Origin of the sequence: Pseudomonas sp. 313 (assembly GCF_000316965.1) — a bacterium.
GTDB lineage: Bacteria > Pseudomonadota > Gammaproteobacteria > Pseudomonadales > Pseudomonadaceae > Chryseomonas > Chryseomonas benzopyrenica.
Genome location: NZ_ANBZ01000047.1, coordinates 91,923 through 118,498 on the forward strand (window position 1 = coordinate 91,923; position 26,576 = coordinate 118,498).

25 protein-coding genes are annotated in these 26,576 nt (G+C 66.0%); 7 read left to right on the forward strand and 18 right to left on the reverse strand.

The genetic code is table 11. From position 1 onward, the window contains the following. The first annotated feature begins 113 nt into the window (after positions 1-113). Positions 114-2,978 (forward strand): EAL domain-containing protein, encoded by a 2,865-nt coding sequence (locus tag C722_RS0110925; protein WP_017640529.1) that lies wholly within the window; start codon positions 114-116, stop codon positions 2,976-2,978. Here C722_RS0110925 and rbsD read toward each other — a convergent pair. Genes rbsD through C722_RS0110960 form a run of 6 tightly spaced genes read right to left on the reverse strand, consistent with a single transcriptional unit; the run spans position 2,975 to position 8,796 of the window. After that, the gene (gene rbsD / locus C722_RS0110930) at positions 2,975-3,379 is read right to left on the reverse strand and encodes a D-ribose pyranase (RefSeq protein WP_017640530.1); all 405 of its coding nucleotides are present in this window, start codon (positions 3,377-3,379) and stop codon (positions 2,975-2,977) included. The two genes, C722_RS0110925 and rbsD, sit on opposite strands and share 4 nt — an antisense overlap. Further along, the gene (gene rbsK, locus C722_RS0110935) at positions 3,376-4,284 is read right to left on the reverse strand and encodes a ribokinase (RefSeq protein WP_017640531.1); all 909 of its coding nucleotides are present in this window, start codon (positions 4,282-4,284) and stop codon (positions 3,376-3,378) included. The genes rbsD and rbsK overlap by 4 nt, the downstream gene beginning before the upstream one ends. Beyond that, positions 4,274-5,293: a LacI family DNA-binding transcriptional regulator gene (locus tag C722_RS24835; RefSeq protein WP_017640532.1), complete on the reverse strand. Its 1,020-nt coding sequence runs from the start codon at positions 5,291-5,293 to the stop codon at positions 4,274-4,276. The genes rbsK and C722_RS24835 overlap by 11 nt, the downstream gene beginning before the upstream one ends. After that, positions 5,293-6,270, reverse strand: a complete 978-nt coding sequence (locus tag C722_RS0110950) for an ABC transporter permease (protein ID WP_017640533.1) — start codon at positions 6,268-6,270, stop codon at positions 5,293-5,295. Before C722_RS0110950 ends, C722_RS24835 begins: the two co-directional genes overlap by 1 nt. Further along, on the reverse strand, positions 6,267-7,823 hold the full coding sequence (locus tag C722_RS0110955) for a sugar ABC transporter ATP-binding protein (RefSeq protein WP_017640534.1): 1,557 nt from the start codon (positions 7,821-7,823) through the stop codon (positions 6,267-6,269). Before C722_RS0110955 ends, C722_RS0110950 begins: the two co-directional genes overlap by 4 nt. Before the next feature lie 16 nt (positions 7,824-7,839). Beyond that, the gene (locus tag C722_RS0110960; RefSeq protein ID WP_017640535.1) at positions 7,840-8,796 is read right to left on the reverse strand and encodes a sugar ABC transporter substrate-binding protein; all 957 of its coding nucleotides are present in this window, start codon (positions 8,794-8,796) and stop codon (positions 7,840-7,842) included. Between the two features lie 208 nt (positions 8,797-9,004). On the opposite strand from C722_RS0110960, the gene C722_RS0110965 reads away from it, so the two are divergent. Next, positions 9,005-9,553 (forward strand): adenine phosphoribosyltransferase, encoded by a 549-nt coding sequence (locus C722_RS0110965; RefSeq protein WP_017640536.1) that lies wholly within the window; start codon positions 9,005-9,007, stop codon positions 9,551-9,553. Between the two features lie 544 nt (positions 9,554-10,097). On the opposite strand, the gene C722_RS0110970 is transcribed toward C722_RS0110965, so the two are convergent. From C722_RS0110970 to pnuC, 5 genes are all read right to left on the reverse strand, one after another. After that, the gene (locus C722_RS0110970) at positions 10,098-10,403 is read right to left on the reverse strand and encodes a putative quinol monooxygenase (RefSeq protein ID WP_017640537.1); all 306 of its coding nucleotides are present in this window, start codon (positions 10,401-10,403) and stop codon (positions 10,098-10,100) included. A gap of 64 nt (positions 10,404-10,467) precedes the next feature. Further along, positions 10,468-11,016, reverse strand: a complete 549-nt coding sequence (gene folE, locus C722_RS0110975; RefSeq protein ID WP_017640538.1) for a GTP cyclohydrolase I FolE — start codon at positions 11,014-11,016, stop codon at positions 10,468-10,470. Between the two features lie 63 nt (positions 11,017-11,079). After that, positions 11,080-11,634, reverse strand: coding sequence for a Smr/MutS family protein (locus tag C722_RS0110980; RefSeq protein WP_017640539.1), 555 nt, complete (start codon positions 11,632-11,634; stop codon positions 11,080-11,082). 37 nt (positions 11,635-11,671) lie between these two features. Continuing rightward, on the reverse strand, positions 11,672-12,199 hold the full coding sequence (locus C722_RS0110985; RefSeq protein ID WP_017640540.1) for an AAA family ATPase: 528 nt from the start codon (positions 12,197-12,199) through the stop codon (positions 11,672-11,674). Next, positions 12,196-12,759: a nicotinamide riboside transporter PnuC gene (gene pnuC, locus C722_RS0110990; protein WP_026083781.1), complete on the reverse strand. Its 564-nt coding sequence runs from the start codon at positions 12,757-12,759 to the stop codon at positions 12,196-12,198. Before pnuC ends, C722_RS0110985 begins: the two co-directional genes overlap by 4 nt. Before the next feature lie 266 nt (positions 12,760-13,025). On the opposite strand from pnuC, the gene C722_RS0110995 reads away from it, so the two are divergent. The 3 genes from C722_RS0110995 to C722_RS0111005 all read left to right on the forward strand — a co-directional run bounded on the left by C722_RS0110995 (position 13,026) and on the right by C722_RS0111005 (position 16,231). Beyond that, positions 13,026-13,862 carry an undecaprenyl-diphosphate phosphatase gene (locus C722_RS0110995; protein WP_017640542.1) on the forward strand — a complete coding sequence of 279 codons (837 nt, stop codon included), beginning with the start codon at positions 13,026-13,028 and terminating at the stop codon, positions 13,860-13,862. Then, a complete protein-coding gene (locus C722_RS0111000) occupies positions 13,859-14,359 on the forward strand; it encodes a DUF1294 domain-containing protein (RefSeq protein ID WP_017640543.1) in 501 nt (166 codons plus the stop codon). The genes C722_RS0110995 and C722_RS0111000 overlap by 4 nt, the downstream gene beginning before the upstream one ends. A 75-nt stretch (positions 14,360-14,434) precedes the next feature. After that, a complete protein-coding gene (locus tag C722_RS0111005; RefSeq protein ID WP_017640544.1) occupies positions 14,435-16,231 on the forward strand; it encodes a gamma-glutamyltransferase family protein in 1,797 nt (598 codons plus the stop codon). 120 nt (positions 16,232-16,351) lie between these two features. On the opposite strand, the gene mqo is transcribed toward C722_RS0111005, so the two are convergent. From mqo to C722_RS0111020, 3 genes are all read right to left on the reverse strand, one after another. Then, complete coding sequence (gene mqo / locus C722_RS0111010; RefSeq protein ID WP_017640545.1) at positions 16,352-17,848, reverse strand: malate dehydrogenase (quinone); 1,497 nt, start codon at positions 17,846-17,848, stop codon at positions 16,352-16,354. Positions 17,849-18,303: 455 nt separating this feature from the next. Continuing rightward, the gene (locus tag C722_RS0111015) at positions 18,304-19,893 is read right to left on the reverse strand and encodes an ABC-F family ATPase (RefSeq protein WP_017640546.1); all 1,590 of its coding nucleotides are present in this window, start codon (positions 19,891-19,893) and stop codon (positions 18,304-18,306) included. A 240-nt stretch (positions 19,894-20,133) separates the two neighbouring features. Beyond that, positions 20,134-20,568, reverse strand: a complete 435-nt coding sequence (locus C722_RS0111020) for a response regulator (RefSeq protein ID WP_231893085.1) — start codon at positions 20,566-20,568, stop codon at positions 20,134-20,136. A gap of 235 nt (positions 20,569-20,803) precedes the next feature. On the opposite strand from C722_RS0111020, the gene C722_RS24840 reads away from it, so the two are divergent. After that, positions 20,804-20,998, forward strand: a complete 195-nt coding sequence (locus C722_RS24840) for a hypothetical protein (RefSeq protein WP_017640548.1) — start codon at positions 20,804-20,806, stop codon at positions 20,996-20,998. Between the two features lie 66 nt (positions 20,999-21,064). Here the strand turns inward: C722_RS24840 and C722_RS0111030 are convergent, their stop codons facing one another. Both C722_RS0111030 and C722_RS0111035 read right to left on the reverse strand, forming a co-directional pair. Continuing rightward, complete coding sequence (locus tag C722_RS0111030; protein WP_017640549.1) at positions 21,065-22,273, reverse strand: MFS transporter; 1,209 nt, start codon at positions 22,271-22,273, stop codon at positions 21,065-21,067. Then, entirely contained in the window at positions 22,270-23,478 is a 1,209-nt protein-coding gene (locus C722_RS0111035) for an MFS transporter (protein WP_017640550.1), read from the reverse strand. Before C722_RS0111035 ends, C722_RS0111030 begins: the two co-directional genes overlap by 4 nt. A 64-nt stretch (positions 23,479-23,542) precedes the next feature. Between C722_RS0111035 and C722_RS0111040 the strand changes: the two genes are divergently transcribed. Beyond that, on the forward strand, positions 23,543-24,022 hold the full coding sequence (locus C722_RS0111040; RefSeq protein ID WP_017640551.1) for a DUF192 domain-containing protein: 480 nt from the start codon (positions 23,543-23,545) through the stop codon (positions 24,020-24,022). Positions 24,023-24,266: 244 nt separating this feature from the next. Here the strand turns inward: C722_RS0111040 and C722_RS0111045 are convergent, their stop codons facing one another. Together C722_RS0111045 and xthA are read right to left on the reverse strand one after the other, a co-directional pair. Next, positions 24,267-25,622 carry a substrate-binding domain-containing protein gene (locus tag C722_RS0111045; protein ID WP_017640552.1) on the reverse strand — a complete coding sequence of 452 codons (1,356 nt, stop codon included), beginning with the start codon at positions 25,620-25,622 and terminating at the stop codon, positions 24,267-24,269. A 70-nt stretch (positions 25,623-25,692) separates the two neighbouring features. Further along, on the reverse strand, positions 25,693-26,505 hold the full coding sequence (gene xthA, locus C722_RS0111050) for an exodeoxyribonuclease III (RefSeq protein ID WP_017640553.1): 813 nt from the start codon (positions 26,503-26,505) through the stop codon (positions 25,693-25,695). Positions 26,506-26,576: the final 71 nt, after the last annotated feature.

Genomic DNA, 26,576 nt, shown 5'->3' on the forward strand with positions numbered 1-26,576 from the left:
GGGTTTAGTAATATCTTTGCCGTTCGCGCCCCTAGGAAAACCGTTCACCCCGTACTTGCCGGAGAGGCAGACATCTGTGTCAGGATCCGGTTGATGCAAGGGAAGGAGTCAGCATGAAGGGGCCCAAGGAACAGCAGTCTGGCGCACGCTCGACCAAGCCGCTGGAGGAACGCTGGCCAGATCCGAATGCCCAGGGCCTGGAAGCGGAGCAGATCATCGCGCAACTCTGCGCGGCGGCGGCCGATGCGGACTGGGCCTGGTACCAGCGTCGCGGCAACTGGTCGTGCATGGCCACCGGTAGTGGCGCCAGTGCCTGGCCGGCGTTGCTCGACGATGAGGAGCTGGCGCAGCTCTGCGCCCAGGCCTCGCTCAGCTGTCATCCCACCGGCAATGGACCGACGCCCCTGGGCTGGCTGCTGGCCCGTCCGGACGACCGTACCGATTTCGCCGCCTTGGCCCTGAGATTCGGCTTCGTGCTGCAGCGCCTGCAGTTGCAAAGGGCCCAGGCCATCCAGCAGGTGCTCTACGACATCACCTATCTGGCCAGCTCGACGGTGGATCGGCAGCTGTTCATGCAGCGCACCCATGAACTACTGGTGACCCTGATCGACGCGGAAAACCTCTGTCTGGCGCTGCTCGATCCGGACGCTGACCAGATCCACTATCCCTATTATTTCGACCAGCGCGACGAGAGTCCGCCTGAACCGGGCTCCTTCGAGCCACTGGATCGGGCGCAACCAAGCTTGACCGCCTATGTGCTCCTGCATGGCGAGCCCTTGCTGCTGCCCAAAGAGGCCATGGAGGCGGCCCAGACCAATGGCCCCTACTATTGCCAGGGCTCGGTTCCGGAATTCTGGATGGGCATTCCGCTCAAGGATGGCGCCGATCGGACCTTTGGCGTGCTCAGCCTGCAGGTCTACGACCGCGAACGCCGCTACGGTCCTGAGGATCAGGCGCTGTTCCAGGTGATCGCCCGCGACGTGGCCATGGCGCTGGATCGCATCCTGCGGCGCGAAGACATGGAGGCCACCGTGGGGCAGCGCACCCAGGAGCTGTCCGAAGTCAACGCCCGGCTGCGCGAACAGATCGCCGAGCGCGAGCGCGCCGAGCAACTGCAGGCGGCGCTGTTCCGCATCGCCGAGCTGTCCAGCGCCAGCACCGACATGACCGAGTTGCTGGGCGGCCTGCACCGGGTCGTGGGTGAGCTGCTCTATGCGCACAATTTCTACATCGCCCTCTACGACGACCTGTCCGGCGAGGTGAGTTTTCCCTATTTCGCCGATGAGCGCCGTACCACGGCGCCCGTCACCCGGCGCGGCACCCGGGGTTACACCGAATACACCATCCGCCAGCGGCGACCCTGCATCATCGATCGGCACAAGGCGCATCGACTGATCGAGGAAGGGGAGATCACCCCGGTCGAGGGTACCCCCGAAGCCTGCTCCTGGCTGGGCATCCCGCTCTATGACGGCAAGCAGGTCCGCGGGGTGCTGGCGGTGCAGAGCTATCGCGAAGACGTCTACTACAGCCAGCGCGACCAGGAGCTGCTCACCTTCGTTTCACGCCATATCGATACCGCCCTGTCCCGGCGCAGCGCGGCGGAAGCCATCCAGCAGTCACGCCAGGCGCTGGAGGTCCGGGTCCAGGAACGGACCCGGGCGCTGGACGATGCCAATGCCAGACTGCTGTACGAGAACAACCACGATGCCCTGACCCGGCTGCCCAACCGCAGCTTCTTCCAGCAACGCCTGGCCGACCTCTGGGCGGCGTTGGAGCGCGATGGCACCGGCCTGGCGGTGATGTTTCTCGATCTGGACAGGTTCAAGCGCATCAACGACCAGTTCGGCCACCCCTTCGGCGACCTGCTGCTGGTCGCCGCCGGGCAGCGGCTGTCCAGTTGCCTGCGGGAAACCGATCTGCTGGCACGGCTGGGCGGTGACGAATTCGCCATCCTGGTGCCCGGTGGTGGGCTGGAATCGCCGGTGGCCATCGCCCAGCGGATCATCGAGGCCTTCGACCGGCCACTGGTGATCGACGACCACAGCCTGTTCGCCTCCTGCAGCATCGGTATCGTGGTGGCCGATGCGAGTCTGCATCGCCAGCCGGACGATCTGCTGCGCGATGCCGACACCGCCATGTACCGGGTCAAGCAGGGCGGGCGCGACAACTTCGCGGTGTTCAACCAGGAGTTGCGCCAGGTGGTGTCCGACCAGGTGGTGCGCGAGGGCGCGCTGCGCAAGGCGCTGAAGAACGGCGACGAACTGGAACCCTTCTTCCAGCCGATCATCGAGGTCACGACTGGCCGCGTGGCGGCGCTGGAGGCGTTGATCCGCTGGCGGCAGCCGGACGGCAGCGTGCTGGCGCCCGGCGCCTTTCTACCCGAACTGGAAGGCCTGCGGCTGATCGGTCGGCTGGATACCTACATGCTGACGCGGATCGCCGCCATCCTGGCCGAGCCGGCCCATGCCCACTGGCCGGTGGTCCACGTCAACTGCTCCAGCTACAGCATCGTGCGGCCGGAATTCGCCGACGAGGTACTGAACATCCTGGCCACGCACGGCGTGGCGCCGTCGCGGATCTGCCTGGAGTTGACCGAAGGGGCCCTGGTCGCTGAACCCGAGCGCGCCAAGGCCGCCATGGAGGCGCTGGATCTACAGGGCGTATCGGTGGTGCTGGATGATTTCGGCGCGGGCTTTTCGTCGCTCGGCTATGTCCATGAGTATCGCTTTCGCGGCCTCAAGATCGACAAGTCCTTTGTGCTGCGCCTCGCCGACAGCGCACGCAGTGTCGCCATCGTCCGCGCCATCGTGCGCATGGCCGAGTCCCTGGGCCTGGACGTGGTCGCCGAGGGCGTCGAGGACGCCCAGGCGCTGCAACTGCTCAAGAACATGGGCGCGCGCCATGCCCAGGGCTATCTGTTCGCCCGTCCGCTGGATCTGCTGGCGACCCGCCGGCTGCTGGCAGGGGCGGCTGGCTAGAAGGTGACGCCGGCGACCAGGATCAGGTTGGTATAGGGCTGGCACTCGCCGGTGCGAACCTGCACCCGAGCCTGGCGGCACAGGGTCTTCAACTCGTCGTGGGACACGAGGCGACGACTGCCAAGAGCGCCGTCGGCGTTCAGGCGTTCCAGTTCGGCCAGCGCCGGCGGCTGGACCTTCAGGGTTTCCTCGGCGAGCAGATGGCTTTCCACCTGCATCTCGCTGAGCAGCGCCTGCAGCACACTGAGGAAATCCGGTACGCCCGGAGTGACGGCTAGATCGACCAGCGGCGTACCCGGCGGCACCGGCATGCCGGCGTCCCCGATGACCACCAGATCGCCATGGCCGAGACTGGCCACGGCCTGGGACAGGGCGATGTTGAGCAGAGCGGTTTTCTTCACCGGGCGAGCTCCTGGCGGGTGGGAATGGACGGTTGGGCGCCTGGGCGGGTGACGGCGATGGCGGCGGCCTGCTGGCCGAGGGCGATGGCCGCCTCCACGCTCAACCCCTCCGCAAGGCCAGCGGCGAAGCCGCCGAGGAAGGTATCGCCAGCGGCGGTGGTGTCCACCGCCTTGACCGCAGTGGCCGGATGGTGACGACAGCTGTCTGCGGTGACCTGCAGCAGACCCTGGCTGCCCAGGGTCAGCAGCACCTGGCGGGCACCGGCGGTGACCAGCTGACGGGCGGCGGCCTCGGCCTGCTCCAGAGTCTCCACCGGCAGCCCGGTCAGCAGGCTGGCTTCGCTTTCGTTGGGCACCAGGTAGTCGATATGGGCGTACCACTCGGCCGGCAGCGGGCCGGTGGCGGGCGCGGGGTTGAGGATCACCGTCTTGCCCAGGGCATGGGCGCGGGCGAGGGCGTCGCCTACGGTAGCCAGGGGGACTTCCAGCTGGGCGATCACCAGCTTGGTCTGGTCCAGCAGGGGCTCCTGGGCCTGCAGCTGCGCGGCGGACAATTCGCCGTTGCCACCGGCGACGATGACGATGGCGTTCTGGCCCTGGTCATCCACCAGGATGGAGGCGATGCCGGTGGGCACCTCGGGCGCCACCGAGACGCCCCGGCAGTCGATGCCTTCCTGCAGCAGGCTGCGGGTTAGGAAGTCGCCGTAGGGATCGGCGCCGACGCAGCCGATCATGGCGACCCGGGCGCCCAGGCGTGCCGCGGCGACGGCCTGATTCGCGCCCTTGCCGCCGGGTGCGGTGGTGAAGGTATGGCCGGCGAGGGTCTCGCCGCCCTTGGGCAGGCGCGGAGCGCGCACCACCAGGTCCATGTTGAGGCTGCCGATGACGACGACGTCAGGGTGCATGGGAGGTCTCCAGAGCAGGGGGCGCCGCGGTGGATTCGCGCAGCACCAGCCGGGGTACGGCGATGTCGTGGGTGGAAGGGCTGCCGACCGTCTCGCGGCGCGCCAGCAGCAGCTGGGCGGCGCGCTCGCCGAGATCGCGGATCGACTGGCCGATGGTGGTGAGGGCCGGGTAGAGATAGCGGCTGAGCTCGATGTCGTCGAACCCTACCACCGAGAGCTGGGCGGGGACGCTCAGACCCTGCTCGGCGGCGGCGCGCAGCACGCCCAGGGCGATGGTGTCGTTGCCGGCGAAGATCGCGGTCGGGCGCTCTGGCTGGGCCAGCCACGCGCGGGCGGCGGCATGACCGGCCGCGGCGGTGAAGGGGCAGCGCTGGATGGCGCCAGGCGCGACGCCGGCTTGCGCCAGGGCCTCCTGGTAGCCGGTGATCCGCTCGCTGGCGACCGGGGAATCGGCCGGGCCGCCGATGCAGGCGATCCGGCGATGGCCGAGTTCCAGCAGGTGGCGGGTGGCGAGCAGACCGCCCTGGTGGTGATCGATGCGGATATGCGCAGCCTGGACGCCCTCCAGCGGCCGGTCGGCCAGCACCAGCGGGATGCGTAGGCTGGCCAGGGCCCGGGCGAAGCGCGGATCGCCGTCCACGGTGGCGACCACCAGGCCATCGATCCGCCGCTCCTTGAGCACCCGCAGATAGCGCAGCTGCTTGTCGGCATCGTCATCGGAATTGCAGAGGATGACGCTGTAGCCCTGGCGCTCGCAGTGATCTTCGATGCCGCGGGCCAGTTCGGCGAAGTAGGGGTTGACCGCATTGGGCACCAGCACGCCAAAGGTGCCGGTGGCACGGCTGCGCAGGGAGCGGGCCACGCCACTGGGTACGTAGCCCAGTTCGGCGATGGCCGCCTCGACCTTTTCCCGCACGCCCGGACTGACCGGGCGGCTGTTGTTCACCACATGGGAGACCGTGGTGTATGAGATGCCGGCACGGGCGGCGACATCCTTGATGGTCGCCATCAGCCCTTGCTCTTGGCGCGCTGGCTGCGGTAGGTGTCGAGGATCACGGCGACCACGATGACCGCGCCGGTGATGATGCGCTTGGTCGGCTCGCTGGCGCCGATCTGGGCCAGGCCCGCGGCCAGCACCGAGATGATCAGCACGCCGAAGAAGGTGCTGATCACCGAGCCGCGCCCACCCATGAGGCTGGTCCCGCCGATCACCACGGCGGCAATCACCTGCAGTTCCAGGCCGACGCCGGCGTTGGGGTCGGCGGCTTCCAGACGGGAGATCTGGAACAGCGCCGCCAGGCCTGCCAGCAGGCCCATGAGGGCGAAGACGATGACCTTGTAGGGCTTGGGATTGATCCCGGCCAGGCGCACCGCTTCCTCGTTGGTGCCGATGGCGATCAGGTAGCGCCCGAGCACCGAGCGGGTCAGCAGCAGCTGCGCGACCACGATCACCAGCAGGGCGATGACGAAGGAGGGCGAGATGCCGAAGGCGAAGGGCGTCGACAGCCAGGCGTAGGCATCGCCGATATAGGCGGTGCGCGAATCGGTCAGCTGGTAGGCGGCGCCGCGTGCCATCTCCAGCACGCCCAGGGAGACGATGAAGGAGGGGATGCGCCAGGCCACGGTGACGCTGCCGGTAAGGGTGCCGGTCAGGGCCGCGGCCAGCATGCCCAAGGCGGCGGCTGGGAGGATGCCCCAACCCCATTCCAGGGTGGCGACGCTGACCACGGCGGCGGCCAGGGCGACCACCGAACCCACCGAGAGGTCGATGCCGCCGATGATCAGGATGAAGGTCATCCCGGTCGCGAGCACCATCAGATCGGGGATCTGGTTGGCCAGGGTGGTGAAGGTGGCGTAGGAGAGAAAGTGGCTGCTCAGCAGGGAAAACAGCACGATCATCGCCAGCAGGGCGGCGGCCAGGCCGACGTAGGTGCCCAGGCCGAGGCCGAAGGCACGTCGGGCGGAGGTGACGGGAAGACTGCTCATCGAATGGCTTCCTGAGAAAGGGTTTGCGGCGGGACGGGTTCTTCCAGCAGAGCTTCGCGGGAGCGATAGCCGGCGAAGGCGGCGGCCAGCAGCCGCTCCTGGTCCCAGTCATGACGGTCGAAGGTCGCTTCCAGGCGGCCGGCGGAGATCACACCGATGCGATCGCAGATCAGCATCAGCTCGCGCAGGTCGCTGGAGACCACCACCAAGGCCTTGCCCTGGCGCGTGAGTTCGGCCAGCAGGCCATAGATCTCGAACTTGGCGCCGACGTCGATGCCGCGCGTGGGTTCGTCGAACAGCAGCACCTGGCAATCGCGTTCGAGCCAGCGCCCGATGACCACCTTTTGCTGGTTGCCACCGGAGAGTTCGCCCACCGGCTGGCTGCCACCGTTGCAGCGGATGCGCATGCCCTTGATATGGCGCTCTGCCAGGGCCGCTTCGCGTGTACCGCTGACCAGGCCCTGCTGGGCGACCTTGGCCATGTTGCCCAGGGCCAGGTTGGCGCTGATCGGCTGGCTGAGCAGCAGGCCTTCGCCCTTGCGATCCTCGGTGATCAGGGCGATGCCCTGACGTACCACCTTGGCCGGTGACCCCAGGTCGACCGGCTTGCCGGCCAGGCGCACCGCGCCGGAATCGGCACGGTCGGCACCGAAGATCAGCCGCAGCAACTCGGTGCGACCGGCACCGATGAGCCCGGAGATGCCATAGATCTCGCCGGCGCGGACGCTGAAGGAGACGTCCTGGACCTTGTCGGCGCGAGTCAGGCCCTGGACTTCCAGCAAGGGTGGTCCAAAGCGGCGCTCGCCCATGTCCAGGTGCTCGCCGAGATCGCGACCTACCATGAGGCTGACGATCTGGTCGATGTCGTAGTGCGCCATGGGCGCATCGGCCACCAGGCGGCCATCGCGCAAGACCACCAGTTGCTGGGCGATGCGCTTGAGTTCTTCCAGGCGATGGGAGATGTAGACCAGCGCCACGCCGCGGGCACGCAGGCGCTCGATCTGCTCGAACAGCAGGTCCACCTCGCGGGAGGTGAGCATGGCGGTGGGCTCGTCGAGGATCAGCACTCGGCAGTCGCCGATCAGGTTGCGGGCGATCTCCACCATCTGCTGATGACCCACGCCCAGTTCGGCGATGGGTGTATCCGGATCGATGGACTCCAGGCCGACCTGGGCCATGGCCAGCCGCGCCTGTTCGCGCAACTGGCGCCGGTCGATCCAGCCCAGGCGGCGGGGCAGGCGGTCGAGAAAGAGATTTTCCGCCACGGTGAGGGTAGGCAGCAGGTTGAGCTCCTGCATGACCATCCGCACCCCCTGGGCCTCCGCTTCGCGGCGGCTGCCCGGGGCATAGGGTCGGCCGAGAAAGCTCAGTTCGCCGGTGGTGGGTTGCACCAGGCCACAGAGGATCTTGGACAGGGTGCTTTTACCGGCGCCGTTTTCCCCGGTGAGCGCCAGCACCTGGCCAGCGCGCAACTCCAGGTCCACGCCGCCGAGTACCGGCTGTGCATAGGTCTTGCCGATGTCACGGGCGCTGAGGATGACCTCGGACGACATGGGGGCTCTCCTCGGATCAGGGCTGGGTGACGAGTTCGACCGGCGTCTCGATCACCCCGTCCTTGGCACCGGTGGGCTCGCCCTTGACCAGCTTGAGCGCGGCTTCGATCCCGAACACGGCCTGCTTGGCGGCATACTGGTCGGCGGTGGCGAGGATGCGACCGTCCTTGAGCATCGGCTTGATGGCTTTGATGTTGTCGTAGCCGACCACCTGCACCTGGCCTTTCTTGCCCGCGGCACGCACGGCGGAGACGGCGCCCAGCGCCATGCTGTCATTGCCGGCCAGCAGGGCCTTGAGGTCGGGGTATTCGTTGAGCATGGCCGCGGCGACGGCATTGCCCTTGTCGATTTCCCAATTGCCGGATTGCACGCCGACGATCTTCATGCCGGCCGCTTCCATGGCGTCCTTGAAGCCTGCGGTGCGCTGCTGGGCGTTGGTGGTGGTGGAGACGCCCTCGATGATGCCGACCTGGTCACCCTGCTTGAGCTGCTTGGCAAGGTACTCGCCCACCAGGCGTGCGCCCTTGCGGTTGTCGGGGCCGACGAAGGGGATGTCCAGGGACTTGGACTTGAGCACCTCCGGATCCAGGCGATTGTCGATGTTGACCACCTTGATGCCGGCGTCGCTGGCCTTCTTCAGCACCGGAACCAGTGCCTTGGAGTCGGCCGGGGCGATGACCAGGGCGTCGACCTTGGACACGATCATCTGCTCGACGATGCGGATCTGGCTGGAGGTATCGGTCTCGTCCTTGATCCCGTTGGAAATCAGGTCGAAGTCGGCGGAATGCTCTTTCTGGTAGGTCTTGGCGCCGTCTTCCATGGTCAGGAAGAACTCGTTGGCCAGGGACTTCATGACCAGCGCGACCTTGGGCTTTTCGGCGGCCGTGGCATGACTGGCGGTGAGCGGCAGGATCAGCGAAGCGGAGGCGAGAGCGATAGCCGCCAGCAGGCGGGCAGGGCGAAAGGCCAGCATAGGAGGATCTCCGAATTCTTATGGTTTTTGTGGTCACGCAAACGTTTGCGCGTAGCGAAGGATGTCCGTCCCATTGGTAGCTGTCAATCCAGGTCACTACATGAATCGATTCAGCTCCCAAGGACGGCTGGTTGGCCCCGGCCGTGCGGGCCCCGGTATACTGGGCAATCGTATTCAACCAGGCGCCCGGCGCCCGAGAGTCTCTGCCATGTCCTTTTCCGAATCCGCCCTGAAATCCCTCATCCGCGCCGTGCCCGATTTTCCCAAGCCGGGGGTGATCTTTCGGGACATCACGCCGCTGTTCCAGTCGCCCGAAGGCCTGCGCGCCGTCATGGCGGAATTGCTGGAGCGCTATCGCTCGGCGTCCTTCACCCACGTCGGGGCGCTGGATGCGCGCGGATTCCTCATCGGTCCGATCCTGGCTTATGAGCTGGGCAAGCCACTGGTGCTGTTCCGCAAGCAGGGCAAACTGCCGGCCGAGCTGCTGACCGAGGTCTACAGCACCGAATACGGCGACTCGGTGATCGAGGTACACAAGGACAGCGTCGGCGCCGGTGATTCGGTGCTGCTGGTCGATGACCTCATCGCCACCGGCGGTACCCTGGTCGCCGCCGGCAACCTGATCCGCCGCCTGGGCGCCGAGGTCCACGAAGCTGCCGCCATCGTCGACCTGCCCGAACTGGGCGGCTCCAAGCGCCTGGAAGCGGCCGGCATCCCCACCTTCGCCCTGACGAGCTTCGCGCTGTCCGAGTATTGAGTTTGCGATTGATCGCGGCCATGGACCGCTCCTACGGGTAGCGCACGACGGTAGGAGCGGCCCATGGCCGCGATAACGCCGTCGTACCTCAACGTCCTGCTGGCACCTTCCATGGTGTCCGTACGCGAAGGGCAACACCTTGCGATGCCGGAGCGTCCGCCTCGGCGGACCGCCATGGCCGTAACGGGTTGCTCGAATCGTAGGTTGGGTTGAGCGCAGCGAAGCCTAACAGCTCTTGCCTCGGCGCCAGTCTTGTTGGGCTTCGACGATAGAACCGTCTCAGCCCAACCTACGGTCCTGCTACGGGCACCGTAGGTTGGGTTGAGCGCAGCGAGGCCCAACAGGGTTTGACTCAGCTGGCCCTGTTGGGCTTCGACGATGGAGCCGTCTCAGCCCAACCTACGATCCTGCTACGGATACCGTAGGTTGGGTTGAGCGCAGCGAAGCCCAACAGCTCTTGCCCCGGCACCGGCCCCGTTTGGGCTTCGACGAAAGAGCCGCCTCAGCCCAACCTACGATTTATCGCAATCCTGGCAGCCTCTGATCAAAGCTCAGCCGTCGGCTTTCTCGGCTCCAGCGGATACAGATCCACTTCGTCCGCCAACTTGGGCAGCTCGTCCAGAAAGGCGAGGGTGTGCGGCTGGTTTAAGTGTCCGTCCTGGGCGGCGATCGAGGTCCAGCGGGCCTGGACCACCCAGAGATCGCCGTCCTCGCTGCCCTGGAATACCCGATAGTCCAGGCAGCCCTCGTCCTTGACCGCCACCGCGGCCAGATCCAGCAGGTGGGCACCCAGCGCCTGGGAGCGTTCGGGTTGGGCTCGGAACAGGGTAAGGCTGTGGACGTCCGTCATAATGGACAAGTCTCCTGAAGGGTTGAGGTTTCGACCCTTCAGGATAGCGGACGTCGTACCGGTCTCAGCGATTGATCAGGCCAAGGAATTCCGCACGGGTAGCGTCGTTGGCGCGGAATTGGCCGAGCATCACCGAGGTGACCATGGAGGAATTCTGCTTTTCCACGCCACGCATCATCATGCACATGTGCTGCGCCTCGATGACCACCGCGACCCCGGCGGCGCCGGTGACCTGCTCAATGGCCTCGGCGATCTGCCGGGTCATGTTTTCCTGGATCTGCAGGCGGCGGGCGAACATGTCGACCACCCGCGCCACCTTGGACAGGCCCAGCACCTTGCCCTTGGGCATGTAGGCAACATGGGCCTTGCCGATGAAGGGCAGCATGTGGTGCTCGCACAGGGAATACAGCTCGATGTTCTTGACCAGCACCATCTCGCTGTTGTCCGAGGTGAAGAGCGCGTCGCCCACCACTTCTTCCAGCGTCTGGCTGTAGCCGCGGCAGAGGTACTGCATGGCCTTGGCCGCGCGCTTGGGTGTGTCCACCAGCCCCTCACGGCTGATGTCTTCGCCGAGTCCGGTCAGGATCGAGGAGTAGTGCTGTTCGAGAGACATTTGGGTTCCTGTTTGTCGATAAGGAAGTTGGCGCTCGGATGAGACGTCACCCGAGTCACAGGATCACTCGTCGCGACCTTCGAGCATGGTGCGCTTGAGCAAGACATAAAGCGAGCCGGTCCCACCGTGGCGGGGCAGGCAGGAGGTGAAGCCCAGTACCTGCGGATGCTGGCGCAACCAGGTATTGACGTGGCTCTTGATCAGCGGTCGGCGCCCATCCAGGCGCGCGGCCTTGCCATGGGTGATGCGCACACAGCGGATTTCCAGGCGAGTGGCCTCGGCGAGAAAGTCCCAGAGGGTTTCCCGGGCCCTTTCCACGGTCATGCCGTGCAGGTCCAGGCTGCCCTCGAAGGGAATCTGGCCGCCCTTGAGGCGACGTAACTGGGTGTCCTGGACGCCATCGCGGCCCCAGTAGAGTTCGTCCTCGGCGCCCACGTCGATGACGAAGGCATCGCTCAGGCCGTCGACCCGGGTAGCGGTCGTGGTCTTGGTCGCATCCGCGCGGCGCTGGGCGATCTGGCCCAGGTCGGCGCGCGACTTGCCGGTGTCGGCGCGATCCTGCTTGAGCGGACGGATCCCGCGGGTGAAGTCGGCGAAAGAGGCATCGTCGTCGTGCATGGCGTTCTCCGGTACAGGGCGTCATTCTACCGGCGGGTCAGGCGTCGTGCAGCAATCGGCTCACCGCAGCCAGCGCGGCCCTTTGCCGCTCGGGCCAGTCGCCGGCGATTTCCAGCACCGGCTGGCCATGGGCCTGCAGCCAGTCCCGGCACTGCGCGAAGAACGCCAAGCGCTCGGCGAGCTCCGGTTGGCAGCGCTGACCGTCGTCCTGCCAGGCGACGTCGCGAGGATCGAGCAGCAGGTGCAGGTCATAGCGGCGCGCCAGCAGGGCCGGCTCCAGCCAGTCGGGCGCGGCGCCGAACAGCAATCGACTCCACAGCAGGTTGCTCAGCAGGTGGGTGTCGAGCAGCAGGAGCGCCGGTGCGCTCGCGCGTGCCCGGTCCTCGCGGTGCAATTGCTCGCGGGCGATGACATCCACGTCCGCCAGGCAGGTATCGGTGCCGTGCCGCTCGCAGTATTCGCGGACGTACTCATCCACCCGGACCCCGCCGAAGCGCTCGGCGAGAACCGTCGTCAGCCACGATTTGCCACTCGATTCGGGGCCGGTCAGCACCACCACTTTCATCGTGCGGTCGCCAGGGCTCGGCGCCAGTCGAGCCAGCCGTAGGCGGCCAGACCGACAAAGACCGCATAGAGGATGGCGGTGGGGTAGAGGCCCTTGTAATAGAAGAGGCCCACATAGATGACGTCCAGCACGAACCACAGTACCCAGCACTGCAGGCGCTTCTGCGCCATCCAGAACTGGGCGACCAGGCTGAAACCGGTGAGCGCGGCATCCAGCCAGGGCAGGGCGGCATCGGTGTGGGTGCCCATGAGGTAGCCCAGGACCAGGCTACCCAGGGCGCCAACGGCCAGACCGGCCAGCAGCGGTCGGGTGGTGAGCGAGCTGACCACCCGACCCTGGTGTTGCTGGCCGCCCCGCAGCCATTGCCACCAACCATAGAGCTGCAGCACCGCATAGATGCACTGCAGCAACATGTCGGAATAGAGCTTCACCTCCAGGAAGATCCAGGCGTAGAGCACCACCATCACCAGGCCGATGGGCCAGGCCCAGATGTTCTGGCGCACCGTCAGCCAGACGGCGATCACCCCGAGAACGGCGGCCAGCAGCTCCACGGGCGACATGCCCAGCAGGGTGGTGAGCGACTCCAGAAACGACATGCTTCACATCCGGAAAGATTCGATTCGTCATTGTACGGCACCTAATGGCCGTCTATCGGTCTCTTCAACCGGTCTCGCTCTGGTAAGGTGCCGGGCGACCACCACAGCATGAGCTGTCCTGGGTACCGCGAAGGGCCACGCCCTGCGGAGCGTCACGGTTCGAACCCCGTTGCCGCCGGCGTCTTCGGACCCGGCTACCTGCAAATGTTTCACTTGGATGGAGTAATACCATGGACCTATGGAGTGCCTTGCAGGCGCTGATTCTGGGGATCGTCGAGGGCATCACCGAGTTCCTGCCCATTTCCAGTACCGGCCACCAGATCGTCGTCGCCGATCTGATCGGCTTCGGCGGGGAAAGGGCCATCGCCTTCAATATCATCATCCAGCTGGCGGCCATCCTGGCCGTGGTCTGGGAATACCGCTTCAAGGTCTTCGAGATCGTCACCGATCTGCCGCGCAAGTCCTATGCGCAGCGGTTCACCGGCAACCTGATCGTCGCCTTTCTGCCCGCTGCGGTGCTGGGCGTGATCCTTGGTGACCTGATCCACGAATACCTGTTCAATCCCATCACCGTGGCCTTCGCCCTGGTGATCGGCGGCGTGATCATGATCTGGGCGGAAAAGCGTACCCATCGCATCCGCGTGGAAGAGGTGGACGACATGCGCTGGCATGACGCCCTCAAGGTCGGCTGCGCCCAGTGCCTGGCGATGATTCCGGGCACCTCGCGCTCCGGTTCCACCATCATCGGCGGCCTGCTGTTCGGTCTGTCGCGCAAGGCGGCCACCGAGTTCTCCTTCTTCCTGGCCATGCCAACCATGGTCGGCGCGACCGTCTACTCGGTGTACAAGTACCGTCATCTGTTCACTGCCAGCGATGTGCTGGTGTTCGGGGTCGGCTTCATCACCTCCTTCATCTTCGCCATGCTGGCGGTCAAGGCCTTGCTGAAGTTCATCGGCAACCACAGCTACGAGGTGTTCGGCTGGTACCGTATCGTCTTCGGACTGTTGATCCTGGCCACCTGGCAATTCGGCTGGATCGACTGGAACGCGGCCAAGGCGGCCGGGTGAAGCCCGAGAAGGAACAGCAGAGCCGGCGCCAGCCGGCTCGTGCGTCTGGGCAGAAAGCGCCCCCCAAGACCAGCAAACGGGCGGGGGCGCTGACGCCCTATGAGCAACGCGCGGCCATCGCCCGGCAGGACATGCTCGCGCTGCTGCAGATCGCCGTCTTCATCCTGCCGCTGGTGGGCATGCTGTCCCTGGCCTTCGGCCATGGGGTGCTCTGGCCACTGCCGCTCTACCTGCTGGCCAGCGTGGTCACCTACCTGCTCTACAAGCACGACAAGCAGCGCGCCCGCGACAAGGGCTGGCGCGTGCCGGAGCGGGTCCTGCACCTGGGCGAGCTGCTCGGTGGCTGGCCGGGTGCCCTGATCGCCCAGCAGCGCTTCCGCCACAAGACGGTCAAGCTGAGTTTTCGCCTGGTGTTCTTCGCCATCGTCGCCCTGCATCAGCTGCTGTGGCTGGACGTGCTCTGCGGCGGCCTGCTTCACCGTCATCTGCCGTTCTGAGGTCAGGCAGGCGGCATGGCTGCAGGTGATGGGCTAGGCTAGGCGGGCGAATGCCGCCCGTTGCCCAGGAGCCCCATGTTGCGAACCCCTCTGTCGATCCTCACGCCCCTGTTCCTGTCCCTGACCCTGGCGGCCTGTAGCCACAGCCGCGAGACCTCCTTGCCCGTCGCCCCCGAGGCTGGCTCCGGCTATCGGCCCGGGCTGACGGCCAGCGAAGCCACCCGGCAGATGGCGGCGGCGGCCAATCCGCTGGCAGCCGAGGCCGGGCGGGAGATCCTGCGGCAGGGTGGCTCGGCCATCGATGCCGCCATCGCCATGCAGGCGGTCCTGACCCTGGTCGAGCCGCAATCCTCGGGAATCGGCGGCGGTGCCTTCCTGCTCTACTGGGACGGTCGCAAGGTTCAGGCCTACGACGGTCGCGAAACCGCCCCGGCAGGTGCTACGGAACAGCTCTTCCTGCGTGCGGATGGCAGCCCCATGGCCTTCGAGGAGGCCCGCATCGGCGGGCGCTCGGTCGGGGTGCCCGGGGTGTTGCGCGCGCTGGAACTGGCGCATCGCGACCACGGCAAGCTGGCCTGGCGGGTGTTGTTCGAGCCGGCCATCCGCCTGGCCCGGGAGGGTTTCCCGTTGTCGCCGCGGCTGCATAACCAACTGCTCCACGACCCCTTCCTCAAGCAGTCACCCGGCATGGCCGCGCTCTATCTGGATGCCCAGGGGCAGGTGAAGCCCGTGGGTACCCGGCTGCGCAACCCGGAATTGGCCGATACCCTGGCGCTGATCGCCCGGGAGGGCGCCGGAGCGCTCTATCGCGGCGACCTGGCCCAGGCCATCGCCAGCGCCGTGCAGGAGAGCCCCAATCCCGGCAGCCTGAGTCTTCAGGACCTGGCCGGCTATCGCGCCAGGACGCGCACGCCGCTGTGCACCGACTACCAGCGCTGGCGCGTCTGCGGCATGCCGCCGCCCGCCGGCGGCATCACCGTGGCCCAGACCCTGGGCATTCTCCAGGCCCTGGAAGCCCGTGATCCGGCCTGGGCCCTGGCGCCGTTGCGGCCAGTACCGACCGCGCTGCCGGCGGGCCAGGAGCCGCGTCCCGAAGCCGTGCACCTGATCGCCGAGGCCGAGCGCCTGGCCTATGCCGATCGCGCCCAGTACGTAGCCGATCCGGAGCTGGTGCCGGTCAACGTCAAGGGGCTGCTCGATCCCGGGTATCTGGCCAGTCGTGCGCAGCAGGTCGGTGAGCGCAGCCTGGGCAAGGCCGCGCCGGGGGTCCCACCCGGCCCGACCCTGGCCTGGGCACCGGATCGCTCGCCACTGCGCATCTCCACCTCCCAGGTGGTGGCGGCGGATGCCTGGGGTGGCGCCCTGTCCATGACCACCACGGTGGAGAGCTACTTCGGCTCCCACCTGATGGTGAAGGGCTTCATGCTCAACAATCAGCTGACGGACTTTTCCTTCGTGCCGCGGGAGAAGGGCCTGCCGGTGGCCAACCGGGTGGAGCCGGGCAAGCGACCGCGCTCGACCATGTCGCCAACCCTGGTGTTCGACCGCCAGAGTGGCGAGCTGCTGGCGGCCCTGGGCTCGCCGGGCGGTTCGCAGATTGCCGGCTATGTGGTCAAGACCCTGGTCGGCTTGCTGGACTGGCAGCTGGATCCCCAGGCGGCTGCGGGCCTGCCGAATTTCGGCAGCCGTAACGGCCCCACCGAGCTGGAGCGCGGCGAGACCACCCCGGCCTTGCGCCAGGCACTGAAGCAGCGTGGGCACCAGGTACGCGAAGACGAGATGACCAGTGGCATCCAGGTCATTCGCCGGATGGGATCAGGCTGGCAGGGGGGCGCGGACCCAAGACGGGAGGGCGCGGCGCTGGGGGATTAGGCAGGCGTCGGAGGGCGATAGCCCTTCACCCCAGCCCTCTCCCAGAGGGAGAGGGGGCGGTTTTGCTGGGGTGGGGGCGTCAGGAGCAGGGATGGCCGCCAGTGGGCCATCCAGGGGGTGTCACGCCGGCTGGTCGAGTTGCAGCACGCGGGTGGTGCGCTCCCGTACTTCCCGCAGCAGCTCCGGCTCTTCGGCCAGCTTGTGACCGAAGGAGGGGAACATCTTGCGCAGCTTGGCCTGCCACTCTTCGCTCTGGTAGCGGCTCGGGAAGCAGCGCTCGACCAGGGTCAGCATGATGGACACCGAGGTGGAAGCACCTGGGGAGGCGCCCAGCAGGGCGGCGATGGTGCCGTCACCGGAAGCGACGATCTCGGTGCCGAACTGCAGGATGCCGCCTTTCTGCGGGTCCTTCTTGATGATCTGCACCCGCTGGCCGGCCACTTCCAGGCGCCAGTCCTGCTTGCGCACGGCCGGGTAGAAGGCGCGCAGTTCCTCGACGCGCTGGTCGAAGGATTGCAGCACCTGGCCGACCAGGTAGCGGGTCAGCGGCATGTTGTCACGCGCCACGGCGAGCATGGGGCCAATGTTGCCCGACTTGATCGACTTGGGCAGGTCGAGGAAGGATCCGCGCTTGAGGAACTTGGTGGTGAAGCCGGCGAAGGGCCCGAACAGCAGGGACTTCTTGCCATCCACCACGCGGGTGTCCAGGTGCGGGACCGACATCGGCGGCGAGTTGACGCCGGCCAGGCCGTAGACCTTGGCCTGGTGCCGTTCGACGATGTGCGGATCGTCGCAGCGCAGCCACTGGCCGCTCACCGGGAAGCCACCGTAGCCGGCGCCCTCGGGGATGCCGGACTTCTGCAGCAGCGGCAGGGCCGCACCACCGGCGCCGAGGAAGACGAACTTGGCGATCAGGGTGCGGGTGGCACCGGAACGACTGTCCTCGATGGTCAGGCGCCAGCGCTGGTCGGCCTCGCGGGTCAGGTCCACCACCTTCTGGTTGTAGCGGACCTGGGTGCCGGGACGGGTCTGCAGGTGACCGAGCAGGCTCATGGTCAGGGCGCCGAAGTTGACGTCGGTACCCCCGGCCACATGGGTCGCGGCCACGGCTTCGGTGGCCGGCCGGCCTTCCATCACCAGGGGCATCCACTCGCGCAGCTTGGCGTGATCCTCGGAATACTCCATGCCGTCGAAGCAGGCGTGGTCCTTGAGGGCCTCGTAGCGCTTGCGCAGGAAGGCCATGTCCTTGGCACCATGGACGAAGGACATGTGCGGCACCGGGCTGATGAAGGCGCGCGGCGAGCCGAAGTGACCTTCCTCGACCAGGTAGGACCAGAATTGCCTGGAGGCCTCGAACATGCCGTTGATGCTGAGGGCCTTGGTGACGTCGATGCTGCCGTCCGCCTTTTCCGGCGTGTAGTTCAACTCGCAGAGGGCCGCATGGCCGGTTCCGGCGTTGTTCCAGGGGTTGGAACTCTCCGCCGCGCCTACGTCGAGCAGTTCGAGTACCTCGACGGTACTCGTGGGCTCCAGCTCCTTGAGCATGACCGCCAGGGTCGCACTCATGATTCCCGCGCCGACGAAAACGAAATCCGACTCTTCGTTACCACTGTGCATTCATCGTACTCCTGAGACAGTGTCTCGCTTTACACCTGAGGGAGAGCGGGCGTCGGAGCCCGACCTCGAGTTGGGCAACCCCGGACTGACCACGGACGGACAGGCAGGGGCGAGCAACCGGTAGGGCATGGCAGTCAGTTGCGACAGCGGCCGTCCGGCAATGTTCTGATTTATTAGGTTGGGGCCGACCGTTCTGGCGGATCGGCAGAGGCCGATGCCAGGCGGGGAGATCAGTATGCGAAAGGGAACCCGTCGAGCGTGCCGGAAGGGGGCGCTACGTGTTACGAGACGTGGCAGGAGACCCCTGGTCTCCCGGCGCAAACGATAGGTGATGATCGCGGCGATCCTGGTCGAGTACCCGTTTCGGTGCGAAATGATACCTAGGGTAACTGCTTAGGGCACCATCTATTTTGTTCGTGTAGTGGGTTGCGCGACCCACTACACGAACCCTGGGGTCAGCCGTTGATGCCCTGGCTGCGCAGGTAGTCGTCGTAGCTGCCGCTGAAATCCACCACGCCGGTCTCGCTCATGTCGAGGATGCGGGTGGCCAGGGAGGAGACGAATTCACGGTCGTGGCTGACGAAGATCAGGGTGCCCGGATAATTTTCCAGTGCCAGGTTCAGCGCCTCGATGGATTCCATGTCCAGGTGGTTGGTGGGTTCGTCCATCACCAGCACGTTGGGCTTCTTCAGGATCAGCTTGCCGAACAGCATGCGACCCTGCTCGCCACCGGAGATGACCTTGACCGACTTCTGGATGTCGTCGCTGGAGAACAGCATGCGACCCAGGGTGCCGCGGACCATCTGCTCGCCGCCCTGGGTCCATTGACCCATCCAGTCGAACAGGGTGACGTCGTCGGCGAAGTCCTCGGCGTGGTCCTGGGCGAAATAGCCGACGTCGGCGCTGTCGGTCCACTTCACCTCGCCACTCTGTGGCGCCATCTCGCCCACCAGGGTGCGCAGCAGGGTGGTCTTGCCGATGCCGTTGGGGCCGATGATGGCGACCCGCTCGCCGGCTTCGATCTGCAGGCCCAGGCGCTTGAACAGCGGGGTGCCGTCGAAGCCCTGGGTGACGTTTTCCAGGGTCACCGCCTGGCGGTGCAGCTTCTTGTACTGCTCGAAGCGGATGAACGGACTGACGCGGCTGGACGGCTTGACCTCGTCCAGCTGGATCTTGTCGATCTGGCGCGCCCGGCTGGTGGCCTGCTTGGCCTTGGAGGCGTTGGCCGAGAAGCGGCTGACGAACTGCTGCAGTTCGGCGATCTGGGCCTTCTTCTTGGCGTTGTCCGACAGCAGGCGCTCGCGGGCCTGGGTGGCGGCGGTCATGTACTCGTCGTAGTTGCCGGGGAACAGGCGCAGTTCGCCGTAATCCAGGTCGGCCATGTGGGTGCAGACGCTGTTCAGGAAGTGGCGATCGTGGGAGATGATGATCATGGTGCTGTTGCGCGCGACCAGGATGCCTTCCAGCCAGCGGATGGTATTGATGTCCAGGTGGTTGGTCGGTTCGTCGAGCAGCAGCAGTTCCGGATCGGAGAACAACGCCTGGGCCAGCAGCACCCGCAGCTTCCAGCCGGGGGCGACGGCGCTCATGGGGCCGAAGTGCTGGTCCTGGGGGATGCCCAGGCCGAGCAGCAACTCGCCCGCCCGCGCTTCCGCGGTGTAGCCGTCGTACTCGGCGAACTGCACCTCAAGCTCAGCCACGGCCATGCCGTCGTCTTCGCTCATTTCCGGCAGGGCGTAGATGCGGTCGCGCTCGGCCTTGACCTTGGCCAGTTCGGCGTGGCCCATGATCACGGTATCGATGACCGTGCAGTCTTCGTAGGCGAACTGATCCTGGCGCAGCTTGCCCAGGCGTACGTTGGGTTCGAGCATCACCTGGCCGCCGGTGGGTTCGAGATCGCCCCCGAGAATCTTCATGAAGGTGGACTTGCCGCAGCCGTTGGCGCCGATCAGGCCGTAGCGATGGCCGTTGCCGAATTTGACGGACACGTTCTCGAACAGCGGCTTGGCGCCAAACTGCATGGTGATGTTAGCGGTGGAGATCAAAGGGGTTACCTGTAAGGGGTTTCAGACCGGAGCTCGACCGCTGTCCGGGCCGGCAAGCGGCTTGGACAGGGCGTTCCGGTCGGATGGGCAGAGCTCCAGCGGGCAGGGTCGAGGGGTCGCGACGATGCGCGGCGGCCTGGCTGGGCTGCGGTAAAGGCGGGCGGCGCCCGACATGCCGCCTATTGTGGCATAGCTGCGAGGTGGTTTGTACGGGGCAGGCGGCGGCTGGCTGTCGCTGGACTAACTGGCGGCGGGGCCGGGGAAGTCTGGCCGGGGTACCACCTTCCAGACGGCTTCAGTCAGTTGATCCAGCGTCCACGGCTTGTGCAGGAAGGGCACCCCGGACGGGATGTCATTTCTCAAGCCGGCGTAGCCGGACATCAAGACGAAGGGCACCGCGGGCCAACGCTCGCTGACGATCTTGGCCAGTTGCACGCCATCGATCACGCCGGGCATCCGCACGTTCGACACCACGACGTTCACCTGCTGCCAGTGCAGCTCCAGAAATTGCAGGGCGGCGTCGGCGGTGCCAAAGGTTTCCACATGGAAGCCTTCCTGCTTGAGCACCTCGCGTACCAGGGCTTGCAGCAGCAGCTCATCTTCCGAAACGACCGCGAGCAGATTCGCGGGGCTGGCAGAGCGGGTCGGGGTATCCATAGGCAGGCAATCCGGCATGGGAGGATCCCTGGAGTCTAGTCAGGCGCAGGCCAGGCTGCTGGCCAATGGCCCGAAAAGACTGGCGATTACTCGGGGTGTGGACTTGCCAACCGGGACGGCGTCTCTGCCCGAAGGCTCTGGCAAGGCACTGACGCCACTGGCGAATGGGGCGACGTGCGGTAGGCACCAGGGTGAAACATCTGGCGTCGTCGACCAACTAAAGCTTGAGACCGAACGGCACAGGAGCCACGGCATGATCCTTTCTCTTTCTCCCGCGCCCGACACCACCGCTCCGCTGGCCCTCTGGCTGGGCGGCGATCAGGCACCCCTCAACGACTCCGACATGGCCGATGAAGAGATCGATACCGAGATCCCTGACGAGGTGGTCGAGAACCTCACCGAACCGGCCAAGCCGCCCGCACCGATTCCGGATCCCGGCCCATTGTAGAGATCACAGGGGGCAGCAGCCTGGGCGCTCCCGATCCAGGGCTTCGCCCTCGACCAATGCGGCCATTCAGGTCTTGATCGGGTCTTTGCTCTCGCGCAGCGCTCGATGATAGAGCAAAGCACTCAGACCCAGGCCCGCCAGGGCCATGAGACCGGCAAAGAGGAAGATGGCGCTGAAGCCGAAGCCGTTGGCGATGGCGCCGGCGAGAGGGCCGGTGATCCCCAGCGCCAGATCCAGGCATAGCGAGTAGGCGCCCAGCGCCGCGCTGCGATTGGTTGGCGGTACCTTGACGATGGCCTCCACGCCCAAGGCCGGATAGACCAGCGAGAGTCCGAAACCCGCCATGGCCGCGCCCACCAACGCCATCTGTGGGGTGACCGCCAGCCAAAGCAGCAGCAACCCTAGGGTCTCCACGCTGAAACAGGCCAGGGCGACGCGGAAGCCGCCCAGCGTGTTGATGGTGCCGGCGAACAGCAGCCGCGCGCAGATGAAGGCCGCACCGAAGGCGGTCAGGCAGAAGGCCGCGTTGGGCCAGCCGTTGCTCGCGTAGTAGAGCGTGACGAAGGTGGCGATAGCGCCGAAGCCGATGGAGCTGAGCAACAGGCAGAGGCCGAAGGGGCTGATGCGCCAGAATACCTTGTGAAAGGGCAGCCGCTCGCCTGGAATCACCGGCGCCGGCTCCTTGTTCCAGGCCAGGGCCAGACCCAGGGCACCGAGCAGGGCGATGGCCACGCCGAGGCTCCAGAGCCCTAGGCCCGCGACCATGGCCACGCCCAGGGGCGCGCCCAGAGCCAGGGCGCCATAGGCGGCGATGCCGTTCCAGGAGATCACCTTGCTCACGTGCTGCATGCCGACGCTGCCCATGCCCCAACTCAGGCAACCGGTACCGATCATGGCCTGGGACATGCCGAGGATGACCCGGCCGACGATCAGCAGGCCCAGGCTGAGACCCGGCACGCTCTGCAGCGAGGTGGCCAGCAGGGTGAGCACGCCACAGGCGACGCAGCCGAACAGACCGTAGATCACCCCACGCTTGGCGCCGATGCTGTCGGCCAGCTTGCCGGCCAGGGGCCGGGTGAAGAGGGTGGCGAGGTACTGGATACTGATCGCCAGTCCGGCGATGACCGATCCATAGCCGAGATCGTCGTGCACGTAGCCCGGCAGGATCGCCAGTGGCAGGCCGATCGCCAGGAACAGCAGAAAGCTGAAGACGACGATCGAAACGATGCGCAGCGTGATGGCGAGGGAGGCGGCAGGCGGGGCGGTCGTGGTCATGGCTGTTCTCGCGAGGACTCGTCGAAACGGCAGAGGAGGCGAACGCTGAGGGCCAAGCCTGCCAGCGCGGCCAGGGCCGCGCAGAGAAAGCTGGCGGCATAGCCGAAATGGGTGGCCACGGCGCCGATGAGAGGCCCTGTCACCGCCAGCGAAAGGTCGATGAACACCGAATAGCCGGCCAGGGCGGCACCGCGGTTCGAGGCCGGAACCCGCTGCACCGCTTCCACGGCCAGCGCCGGAAACACCAGCGAGAAGCCGATTCCGGTGAGGGCGGCGCCCACCAGGGCGGTGGTTATGCTGGGGGCCAGCCAGAGGATGGTCAGGCCCACGGCTTCCACCGCCAGGCTGACGATGGCGACGCGAAAGCCGCCGTGGCGATTGATGGCGTTGGCGCAGACCAGGCGTACACCGATGAAGAAACAGCCGAACACCGTCAGGCACAGGGCCGCGCCACTCCAGCCCTGACTGGCGTAATAGAGAGTGATGAAGGTCGCCAGGGTGCCGAAGCCGATGCCACCCAGCGCCAGGCCCAGGCCGAAGGGCAATACCCGGCCCAGCACCGTGGTGAAGGGCAGGCGTTCGCCGCGCACCGGAACGATGGGCGGGCGCGGCTTGGCGATCCGATAGCCCAGCGCCGCCAGACCGATGATGCTGGCGCCCAAGCTCCACAGTCCCAGGCTGTCCACCAGCACCACGCCCAGGGGGGCGCCTATGGCCAGGGCACCGTAGCTGGCGACGCCGTTCCAGGAGATCACCTTGGCGGTGTTAGCCGGGCCGACCCGGCCGATTGCCCAGGAGATGGCGCCAGTACCCGAGAGGCTTTCGGCGCAGCCCAGCACCAGTCGGCCGAGCAACAGAGCACCAAGGCTGACCCAGGGCCAGGCTTGTAAGAGTACCGAGGCCAGCATCAGCACGCCGCTGAGACCGCAGCCGAGCATGCCATAGAGCACCGACTGCTTGGCGCCCACGGTGTCGATGATGCGTCCGGCATGGGAGCGCGAGAACAGGGTCGCCAGGTACTGACTGCTGATCACCAGGCCGGCGATGATGGAGTTGAAGCCCAGCTGGTCGTGCACGAAGCCCGGCAGCACGGCCAGGGGGATGCCGATGGTAAGGTAGGCGATAAAGGTAAAGAGCACCATGCCCAGGGTAATGCGGGTGGCCAGAGCGGGTGAGGGTGCAGGCGGTAGGCTGGCGGTCGACATCGGACTCGAGAGGTTGTCTGACAATGTGGGATAGATTGCTTTCGCCTGGCAAAGGTCACATGCAATGACATTTTTTATCCAGGGTCGAGACGGAGCGAAACGGGCGCTGGGCCCTGGTCGGAGCGGCCTGCTGCTGGCCGCACTGGCGGCTATGCCCATCTGGGCGGCAGAGCGCATCGAGCTGCGGATCGGCGACCAGCGCCTCGCTGTAGAAGTGGCAACGACTCCAGCCCAACGGGCCCAGGGACTCATGGGGCGACCGCCATTGGCAGCCCACGAAGGCATGCTGTTCGTCTTTGCCGGGGATGACGAACGCTGCCTTTGGATGCGCGATACCCCCAGCGCGCTAGCCGCCGCCTTCATCGATGCCGGCGGCAAAGTCCTCAATACCGTCGAAATGCAGCCGCTGACCGATACCCGCCACTGCTCCCGGGCCCCGGCGCGCTATGCCTTGGAAACCCGGGCTGGCTGGTTTTCGACGCGGGGGATTCGCGCGGGCGAGCGTCTGCAAGGGTTGGAGAAGGTGGCACCTGCCTCCCGATAGTCCCGCTTTTCCTCACACCTGAAATAGCAGAAAGTCGATAGATAAATACTTTTAAAATCAAGAACTTGAATATGATTTTTGATTGTGATTATAGAGGTATGTTGAGAAAGTACTTTAAGTCTTGATTGGGATGCCTGTCGCTATCGATAGTGGCTCCTGGGGTGCCTGGCACGAACCTGGGCAACAGGGAGGGATACGTCCCCGTGTTGCCCCAGGTCGCTTCCTGGAAAGGCCCGACCGGTCCCTATTGAATCCAGGCCTCGACCCGCCGATTCTTTACCCGGCCGTTGGCTGACAGCCCTGCGACAGGCAGTTGGTCGCCAAGGGAGAGCAGCTCACCAGCGAAGGCTTGCTGGTGGCGCAGCGCCGTGGCGACCGCGGTGGCGCGCAGACGGGCCAGCAGCGCTGCCCGTGCCGGATCCTCGGTGGCGTCGTTGAAGCCCACCAGGATCAGCTGCCGATGGGCGTTTTCAGGCCGGCGCATGAAGGCGGCCAGGCGCTCGACATCGCGCAGTGCCTTGTTATCCAGGCGCGCGCTGCCGGCGGTGAAGCGGAAATTCACCGTAAGGCGCTGGGCGCGGCGAGCCAGCTCCAGATAGGCGGGTGGCATGCCACGGGTATCGCTGATGGTCAGGGGTTCGATGCGCTGGGCGACGAAGCCGCTTTGTTGCACCACCGCCTGGCCGGCAGGGGTCTGGCTGAACTCCAGCAGACTGCGCGCCCAGTCCGAGCGCTGGGCGGGCGAGCCATAGAAGAAGAGTCGCCGGGCGAGTGGATAGTCCTCGGTGGCGATGCTGGCTTCGCTGGGGGCTATGGCGCGGCCTTCACCGTCGCGCAGGGCGAGCTTTGGCGCCTTGGCGGCAGCCGCCAGGCTGGTGAAGCCGATGCCCCCAGGATCGGCGGCCACCTGCTGCGCCAATTCTTCATTGGACTCGAAGCGCTTGGCAGCCGCACTCAGGCGTTTGCCGGCAGGATTCAGCACCAGTTCGCGAAAGGTGTCGTAGGTGCCCGATCGATCATCCCGCGCATAGATCCGGATCGGCCCGGACGGGCCGCCCAGTTGCTGCCAATCGGTGATATCGCCGGCGAAGACCTGCGCCAACTGCTGGAGATCGAGCTCTCGCAGGGGATTGCCGGGATGCACGATGATCGCCAGGCCATCCAGCCCGATCACGTACTCCGCGTCCTTGCTGCCCATGTCACCCAGATTGGCCAGGGCGCTGACTTCATTGTCCTTGATGGGCCGGGAGGCCGCGGCGAGATCCGTGGTGCCCGCGGCCAGGGCGGTGAAGCCGGTGCTGGAGCCATGGGCGGCGATCTGTATGGCCACGGCACTGCCATTCGGCGCCCGGGCCACCAGCTGCCATTCGTCCATCACGGTGGCAGGTATCACCTGTGGATCCCGATAGCCGCGCTCGGCGAGCAGGGCCGCGACCAGGCGCGGGCCCAGGTTCGCGTTGATCGTGTTGGAGCCTTGCAGGCGCAGAATGACAGTGGTGGGTTCGCCGGCCAGAAGGGGCGAAGGCAGCAGGGGCAGCAAGGTCGCGAGCACCGCTCGCCGCAGGAAGGCGCGGCGGAATACCGGGGCAGAGCCGTTCATGGAATAGGCCTCGAGCCTGAGACAAGGCCGCCACCTTAGGCAGGCCACATGACACCGATGTGACAGGACCTCAGGTCAATTCTAGCCAGATCGGCGCGTGGTCGGAGGGCTTCTCCATGCCACGGATCTCATAGTCAATGCCTGCCGAGACGATCCGTTCGCGCAGCACCCGAGACGCGAGGATGGTATCGATGCGCAGGCCGCGCTTGGGTTCGTCCTCGAAGCCGCGGCTGCGATAGGGGAACCAGCTGAACCTGTCGTCGACGTCCGGATGCAGCTGGCGATAGCTGTCGATCAGGCCCCAGTCCAGCAGTCGCTGCATCCATTCGCGTTCTTCCGGCTGGAAACTGCAGGCGCCCGTGCGCAGCCAGCGCTTGGCGTTGACCGCACCTATGCCGATGTCGTGGTCCTGGGCGGAGATATTGAAATCCCCCATGAGCAGCAAGGGCGTGTCCGGCGTGAAACGCTCTTCAAGTAGATTCTGAAGATCCGCGTAGAACTTCCTCTTGCCAGGGAATTTTGTTGGGTGAGCGATATTCTCCCCTTGGGGAAAATAGCCGTTCATGACCACCAGTGGCTGACCCTTTCGGTCGGCGAAGACGCCATAGATGAATCTCTTTTGCGACTCTTCACCATCGCCGGGAAAACCCCTGTGCAATTCCAGCGGCGCCAGGCGCGACAGCAGGGCCACTCCGTAGTGGCCCTTCTGGCCGTGATAGTGCACGTGGTAACCCAGGGCCTCGACTTCCTCGCGCGGGAACTGATCGTCCGAGACCTTGGTTTCCTGCAGGCCGATCACATCCGGATCATAGCGTTCGATGATGGCGGAAAGTTGATGAGGTCTTGCGCGTAAGCCGTTGATATTGAAGCAGACTATCTTCATGAAGCTGTCCTGGAAAATGGATGGCCCTAGCCTAGCAGAAAGCCTCCTGTCGCAGCGGCGACCTGGCGAAC